The 6,983-nt window shown below is 64.0% G+C and carries 5 protein-coding genes; 3 read left to right on the forward strand and 2 right to left on the reverse strand.

From position 1 onward, the window contains the following. Positions 1-18 precede the first annotated feature (18 nt). Positions 19-1,632, reverse strand: a complete 1,614-nt coding sequence (locus NKH19_RS29690; protein WP_352873300.1) for an extracellular solute-binding protein — start codon at positions 1,630-1,632, stop codon at positions 19-21. A gap of 335 nt (positions 1,633-1,967) precedes the next feature. Here NKH19_RS29690 and NKH19_RS29695 point away from each other — a divergent pair, with 335 nt between their 5' ends. Next, positions 1,968-2,996 carry a LacI family DNA-binding transcriptional regulator gene (locus tag NKH19_RS29695; RefSeq protein ID WP_352873302.1) on the forward strand — a complete coding sequence of 343 codons (1,029 nt, stop codon included), beginning with the start codon at positions 1,968-1,970 and terminating at the stop codon, positions 2,994-2,996. A 20-nt stretch (positions 2,997-3,016) separates the two neighbouring features. Here NKH19_RS29695 and NKH19_RS29700 read toward each other — a convergent pair whose 3' ends face one another. Continuing rightward, positions 3,017-3,955, reverse strand: coding sequence for a heme/hemin ABC transporter substrate-binding protein (locus NKH19_RS29700; protein ID WP_352873303.1), 939 nt, complete (start codon positions 3,953-3,955; stop codon positions 3,017-3,019). A gap of 179 nt (positions 3,956-4,134) precedes the next feature. On the opposite strand from NKH19_RS29700, the gene NKH19_RS29705 reads away from it, so the two are divergent. Together NKH19_RS29705 and NKH19_RS29710 are read left to right on the forward strand one after the other, a co-directional pair. Next, positions 4,135-6,255: a TonB-dependent hemoglobin/transferrin/lactoferrin family receptor gene (locus NKH19_RS29705; protein WP_352983369.1), complete on the forward strand. Its 2,121-nt coding sequence runs from the start codon at positions 4,135-4,137 to the stop codon at positions 6,253-6,255. A gap of 1 nt (position 6,256) precedes the next feature. After that, positions 6,257-6,973: a siderophore-interacting protein gene (locus NKH19_RS29710; protein WP_352983371.1), complete on the forward strand. Its 717-nt coding sequence runs from the start codon at positions 6,257-6,259 to the stop codon at positions 6,971-6,973. Positions 6,974-6,983: the final 10 nt, after the last annotated feature.

A 6,983-nucleotide genomic window follows, 5' to 3' on the forward strand; every position in this document is an offset into this window, starting at 1 on the left:
GTGATCCAGGGAGACGGATCAGACGATCGGATCGAGAACTGTCGGCCAGGCCTCCTTGTTGGTCTTGATGGCTTCGAGCAATTTGTCCTCGCCGGTGCGGCGGGCGATCTTCTTCCATTCGGCCTCGGTGTCGGCCATCGCCTGCTCTGATGTCTTGGCCTTGGTCAGCGCCGCCATGAGGTTCTCGTCCAGCGCATTGTGGAAGGCTGTCGCGCCGGGATAGTTGATGGTCGGCACGGTGCGGGCTACCGTCTCGCGCACCACGTCCATGTGGTAGGCATGGTATGTCTGGCGCACCAGCGGATCGGAGAAATCCGAAAGCCGGAACGGGTCCAGGTAACCACCGGGGTTGGCGCTCATCCACGCGTAGATGCGGGCGGAACCCAGCCATTGCAGCAGGAGATAGGCAACCTCCTGGTTCTTCGACTGCGACGAGACCATGCCGGTCAGCGAGAACCACAGCACGGAACGGCTGATCAGCTTGCCGTCGATCTCGCGGCCGGGCGGCAGCATCGAGCCGATCTTGCCGGTGACAGCCGAGTCCTTGTTGCCGGCATTGTCGAGGAATTTCGGCAGGTTGGAGAAGGCGCAGGTCATCGCCGCACCGCCCTTGGCGAAATTGCCATATTGCTCCGGCCAGCCCCAGGAGATCGCATCCGGCGAATGATGCGCGAGCGAAGCGACATATTCGTTGGTGGCGGCAATGCCCTGCTCGGAATTGACCATCGGCTTGCCATCGTCGCCAAACAGGAACTGGTTGGGCGAGGCCATCGAGACATAGCGCTGATACCAGTTGGTGTAGCCCCAGCCCTGGTTGCGAAGGTCGGTCGAGCCGAACAGGCCCTTGTCCGGGCGCTGGAAGAAGGCCGCGATATCGCCATGCTGCTTCCAGGTCTTCGGCGGCGTCAGATCATAGCCGTATTTGTCCTTGAAGGCCCTCCTCTCGGCTTCGTCGCCGAACAGGTCGCTGCGGTAGACCCAGGTCTGGAAGTCGCCGTCCAGCGACACGCCATAGTTCGAGCCACGATATTTGTTGAGCAGCGACACGCCCTTGGCGCCGTTGACATAACCGTTCGTGGGATCGTCCCACTCGGGCTTGTACTGCGCGACGAAGTCGTCGAGCTTGGCGATGCCGCCGGTCTCGGCGAGGTCGCCGAGGCGGTTCCATTCGGTCGAATAGATGTCGTAGGCCCCACCCTTGGTGGAGATGTCTTGCATCGTCTTGGTGAATTCCTGGCCGTTCGGCAGGCCGACGATTTCGATCGGAATGCCGGTCTCCTTCTCCCACAGATCCTTGATCGATGGCGCGCCGGCCGGGAACGGCTGCGTGAGCTGGCCGATCGAGCCGTCGGACAGGCCGAGTACGATCTTGGCCGGCGCCTTGCCGGCACCCTTTAGCGCCTTGGCCGCCTCGATGGCGCGTCCTTCCGGCGTGTCGGCGCCGTACTGATAGCGCTCGGCCCCATCGAAGCCCGTCGGGCCGCCGATCATGCCTGGCGCCAGCGCGTCGGCCGCGTAGGCGCGGCCGGGACGAATGAATTGCGGCGCAATGCCAGTGGCGGCCATGATCACGGCGGCCTTTCCTCCGGACGCAAGCAAGCGACGCCGCGAGATGCGGATCAAATTGGACATTGAAACTCCTCCCTTAGGGCCACGTTTCCTCCACGACCCTATGAGGGATATTGACGGCAGCATGGGAAGGCTGTCAACATCATAAATAGTCAAAAGACATCACAACATTGCAAAAGGGCGAGGAAATGCGCAAAACCGGGATCCATACCTCACTCCTGATGCCTCGATCTGAGGGAAAACGCCTCTTCCCGGGTCTGCGAAGCCCTGCCGGGCGATTTGATTTAGCCCGGCGGCTTGCACATCGGCCAAGGGCGGATACATCATTTCCCATCAGAATCGCGGACGGCACGAAAGCCGTCGCCAGCCGACCTGACGCATGCAGGAGATGAAAGACGTTGCGGTCCACCCTGACTGACATAGCCCGGGAAGCCGGTGTCTCGGCCGCCACGGTCGACCGAGTGCTCAACAACCGCCCCGGCGTACGGGCGCGCACGCGAGAAATCGTGCTCGAAATGGCGCAGCGCCTCGGCTATATCGCCGAAAGCCCGAATGGGGCGCCGCCGCGGCCTTTGCCCGGCGACATCATCCGGCTTGATTTCGCGCTGCCCGCCGGTACCAATTCCTTCATCAAGATGCTGCACCGCCAGATCGAGGCGCAGGCGCGGTCACGGCCAGACCTCGACGTTCACATTGCCACCATCGAAGGGTTCAATCCGGATCGTCTCGCCCGCCTGCTGCAGGATCTGCGCGGCCGGACGCAAGGCGTCGGCGTCATCGCGCTCGACCATCCGACGGTGCGCGAGGCGATCCGCTCGCTGTCGGCCAACGACATCAAGGTGGTGACCATCGCCTCCGACATCCTGCATGTGCCCAGGGTCGCCTATATCGGCATCGACAACCGCGCCGCCGGGCGGCTGGCCGGCTATCTGCTCAACCGCTTCATGGGATCCGGTCGTCCGGGCAAGGTGGCGCTGTTCGCCGGCTCGCTGTCCTATCGCGGCCATGAGGAACGCGAGATGGGCTTCCGCCATATCCTGACGGAGGAATCGCCCAATCTGCAGATCGTCGAGATGCGCGAAATGCTCGACGACCGCGAGAAGGCCTATTCAGAAGCGTCCGCCCTGCTGGAGCGGCACCCCGACCTTGCCGCGATCTACAATGTCGGCGCCGGCAACACCGGCATCGCCCGCGCGCTCAAGGAGCGCGGCCGCGCCCAGTCCATGGTCTTCCTCGGCCACGAGGTGACGGACGGCACCAAGGACCTCCTGCTCGACGGCACGCTCGACGCGGTCATCGACCAGAACCCGCGTGTCGAGGCCCGTGAGGCGCTCAACACCCTGACCCATGCGGTCCGGGGGCTGCCCTATGAACTGCACCAGCCAAGGCTGCAGGTGATCTTCAAGGAGAACATCCCGGAGATCTGAGCAGCAAGCTTGGTCAACGCTTATCCTTCTGGATAAAGCGCCTTCGCCAGGTCGCGGATAGCATCTGATGTCCGCGGGCCGAAGCCGATCATATAGGCGCCGTCGAGCACGATCAGCGCCTTGTTGACCGACGCCGGCGTTGCCGCCAGCGCCCGGTTGGCGAACACCTGCTCGGGCGTGGGTCCGCCCTTGCCGTCACTCATCATCACGATCACATCCTGCGCCATCTCGATCAGTTTTTCCTCCGACGCCGCCTTGTAGCCCTGCACGACGTCCATCGGGTTGAGGCCGCCGGCATAGCGGATGATGGCGTCGGCCGAGGTGCCGGCGCCGGCGGCACTCAACTTCACGAGACCATGGAAGAACATCACCTTCTTACGCCGCCCCGGCGGAATCTTCGACGCCAGATCGGCCGCCGCCTGAAAGGCAGTGAGCACCTCGGCGGAAACCACCTTGCCCTTGTCCTCGAGCCCAAGGGCGGCGGCGAGCGTGATCTTGCGCTCGATGCCTTGTGGGCTGTTGTCCTGCGGGATGAAGACGACCGGGATCGCCAGCGACTTCAGCACCTCGACCGCTTCGGGAGGCCCGCTGTCCTCGGCCGCCAGGATCAGGTCGGGACGCAAGCTCGCCAGTCCTTCGACCGAAAGCCGGCGGCGATAGCTGACATTGGGCTTCTGCGTCACGGATGGCGGATATTTGCTGCCGCGATCGACGCCGACGATCCTCCCGCCGGCACCCAGCGCATGGACGATTTCGGTGACGTCGGAGCCCAGCGTCAGGATCCTGGTTCCCGGTCCCGGCGCGACGGTTGGTCCCAACGCGTCGACAACGGTCTCGGCGGCCAGCGCCTTGAAGCCACCGGACGGCGCCAACACCGACAGCGCCAGGAGCAGCACCGCCGCGATCCTGCCCGGTTGCAACCAGCGAATCCCCCTGCCCTCGCTCACACTGCCGACCATCACGCTACTCCAAGCCAATGCTTCTCGATGACGGTCGGCTATAAATTTAAAGTTGACTTATGTCATCATGTTTTAATAAGTGGCTCGTGCCCCGACCGCATGGTCGAGGTTTTTTCGATCATGCCAGCCAAGGCCGTTCAGCCACCGCCAGCCGTTTTTGCTTTTTGCTTGGGGGCTGCATGACAACGACAACAAACAAGACCTTGATGGCGAGCACCGCGCTCGCCTTCGTGCTCGGCCTCTGCGCCGTGCCCTTTGCCAGTGCGCAGGAACAGGACCAGGAGAAAAAGGCCACCGCCAAGACCGGCCGCCTGGCGCCGGCCAGTGCCGAGCAACCGGCGACGATGCTTGATGTGATCACCATCTCGGCGACGATGATCAAGACCGCCGTCATCGAATCGATGGCCGCCATCAGCGCCATCGATCAGGATGAGCTCGACCGCATCCAGCCCGACACCGCCGCCGACATCTTCCGCACCACGCCGGGCGTCGCTGCCTCGATGAACGGCGACGACCCGGCGACCGCCATCAACATCCGCGGCCTGGAACAATATGGCCGCGTCGTCGTCACCCTCGACGGCGCCCGGCAGGACTATTGGCGCGTTGGTCATGGCTCTGGCTCGTTCTATGTCGAACCCGACCTGATCAAGGAAGCCACCGTCATTCGAGGCCCGGTGTCGAATGCTTATGGTTCAGGCGGCATCGGCGGCGTCGTCTCCTTCGAGACCAAGGATGCCGGCGACTTCCTCAAGAAGGACGAGCGCTGGGCGCTGAGCGAGAAGCTCGGCTACGAGGACAATGGCGACGGCTTCACCACCAGCACCACCGGCGCTTACCGCTTCAGCGACGATGCCGACATCATCGGTAACCTCATCCACCGTGACCGCGACAGCTACACCGACGGCAATGGCGACACCGTGCCATGGACCGGCGAGCGAGTAACCAGCGGTTATCTGAAGACGACGCTGCGGCCGGCCGATGGCCACGAGCTGAAGCTCGGCGCCATCCTTCAGCGCTACAACGACCAGATCACCGGTTCGAGCGGCTCGACCTCGCCGACGCTGAGCCGCTACGACACCAACACCACCAACCAGACCTACACCGCGGCCTACACCTGGAAGCCCGACGACAACGAGCTGATCGACTTCAGCGCCAATGCCTATCATAACCGCACCCGCGCCGAGCAGACGCAGGTCTGGCCCGTCTCGGCGATCGGCAATTTCCGTTTTTACGATGTCGCCACGACAGGCTTCAATGTGAAGAACTCCTCACGCTTCGACGCCTGGGAGATCGCCCACTCGCTGACCTACGGGCTCGACTATTACTATCTCGAAGCGTCATCCGAGGCCGCTCATTTCGGTGCCGGCGAGCAGCAGGGCTACGGCGGTTTCCTGCAGTGGCAGGGCGACTACGAGAACTGGCTGCAGGTGATCGCCGCCATGCGCTACGACGGCTACCAGCTGGATGGCGAGACCCGCACCGTGCCTCCGCAGGAAGCCTCGATCTCAGGCGACCGCTGGTCGCCGCGTCTCACCGTCGGCGTTACACCGTTCGAAGGCTTCCAGCTCTATGGCACCTATTCCGAAGGCTACCGGGCGCCGGGCCTGCAGGATGTCTTCCGCGGCGGCGGCGCGCATGGCGGCGGCGATAGCTATCGACCCAATCTTCTGCTGCAGCCCGAGACGGCGAAGAACTGGGAGGCCGGCATCAACGTGAAATATGACGACGTGCTGACCGCGGGCGACCGGCTGCGTGCCAAGGTCAACGTCTTCCACACCGACGTCGAGGATTACATCGACGTCGACCTGACGGTCCTGCCGCGCACGGCGATCAACATCGGCGACGCGCGCCTGAAGGGCGTCGAGGTCGAGATGGTCTATGACTACAATTGGGGTTTTGTGAATCTTGCCGGGGCGTTGATCGACGCCAAGGTCGTCAGCGGCGTCTATTCCGGCCAGGCGCTGAGCAACACGCCGCTCGACCGTTTCTCGGCCACCATCGGCTTCCGCATGCTGGAGGACCAGCTCACCGTCGGTGCGCAATATCTCAGCGTCGGCAAGATCACCCGCACCAGCCGCACCAATCCCAACGCCGTGCCGGTCGTCGACGACGGTTTCGAACTGGTCAACGTCTTCGCCAACTGGCGCGTCAACGACAACCTGAAGCTCGATTTCGGCGTCGATAACGTCTTCAACACCGCCTACACCGACCCGCAAAGCGCATGGTCGACCTCGGCGGCAACGGAACAGGGCAAGGGCCGCACTTTCAAGGTGGCCTTCACCGGCAGGATCGGAGGCTAGAATGAGCGAAGCATCGGTGCGCGAACTGGTCTGCGAAGCGCGGCTCGACCTGCGGCACCTGCCCGACTACATGGAACGCATCAGCGACAGGCTGCAGAGTTTCGAGGCCGATGCTTCGCATCATGGGCGGCGCATCGATTTCCGTTTCGCCTTTGGCCGTGCCTCCATCGACGTGGAGCGGCGGGTGATGCGGGCCAATGCCGCCGACAGCGACGGGCTGGCCCGCATCAAGGACCTGCTCGCGACGGCGGTCCAGGTCTATGCCAGGGAGGAAAACCCCGAGATCGTCTGGACCGGCGATCTCTCGGGCGAAACCAGCCTCGCTCAGTTCCGCGAGATGACGGTGACGGATGTTCGCGACCTTACCGCTCATATGCGCCGCATTCGCCTCGCCGGCGAGAACCTTTCCCGCTTCGCCAAATTCGGCGGCATGCATATCCGCATGCTGTTCCCGACCAGGGAGGTGCCCGATCCGCTGTGGCCGGTGCTCGGGGGCAATGGCTTGCCGGCCTGGCCAGCCGACGACCGGCGACCGGTGGCACGCGTCTACACCATCCGCGCGCTCGACGTGACCAAGGGCACCATCGATGTCGACTTCCTCGTCCATCCCGGTGAGAGTGTCGGGGGGGGGCCGGGGGGGGCGGGGGGCGCGCGGCGCGGGGGGGGGGGGGGGCTGGGGGGGGGGGGCCCCCCGGGGGCGCGGCGGACGAGGTGTTAGGTGGGGGGGG

The organism is Mesorhizobium sp. M1338 (assembly GCF_040318045.1).
GTDB lineage: Bacteria > Pseudomonadota > Alphaproteobacteria > Rhizobiales > Rhizobiaceae > Mesorhizobium.

What these genes read in the sequence shown, in the direction of transcription:
- NKH19_RS29710 (WP_352983371.1), top strand. Translation starts at nt 6,257, where the DNA reads ATGAGCGAAGCATCGGTGCGCGAACTGGTCTGCGAAGCGCGGCTCGAC.
- NKH19_RS29705 (WP_352983369.1), top strand. Translation starts at nt 4,135, where the DNA reads ATGACAACGACAACAAACAAGACCTTGATGGCGAGCACCGCGCTCGCC.
- NKH19_RS29690 (WP_352873300.1), bottom strand. Translation starts at nt 1,632, where the DNA reads ATGTCCAATTTGATCCGCATCTCGCGGCGTCGCTTGCTTGCGTCCGGA.
- NKH19_RS29700 (WP_352873303.1), bottom strand. Translation starts at nt 3,955, where the DNA reads ATGGTCGGCAGTGTGAGCGAGGGCAGGGGGATTCGCTGGTTGCAACCG.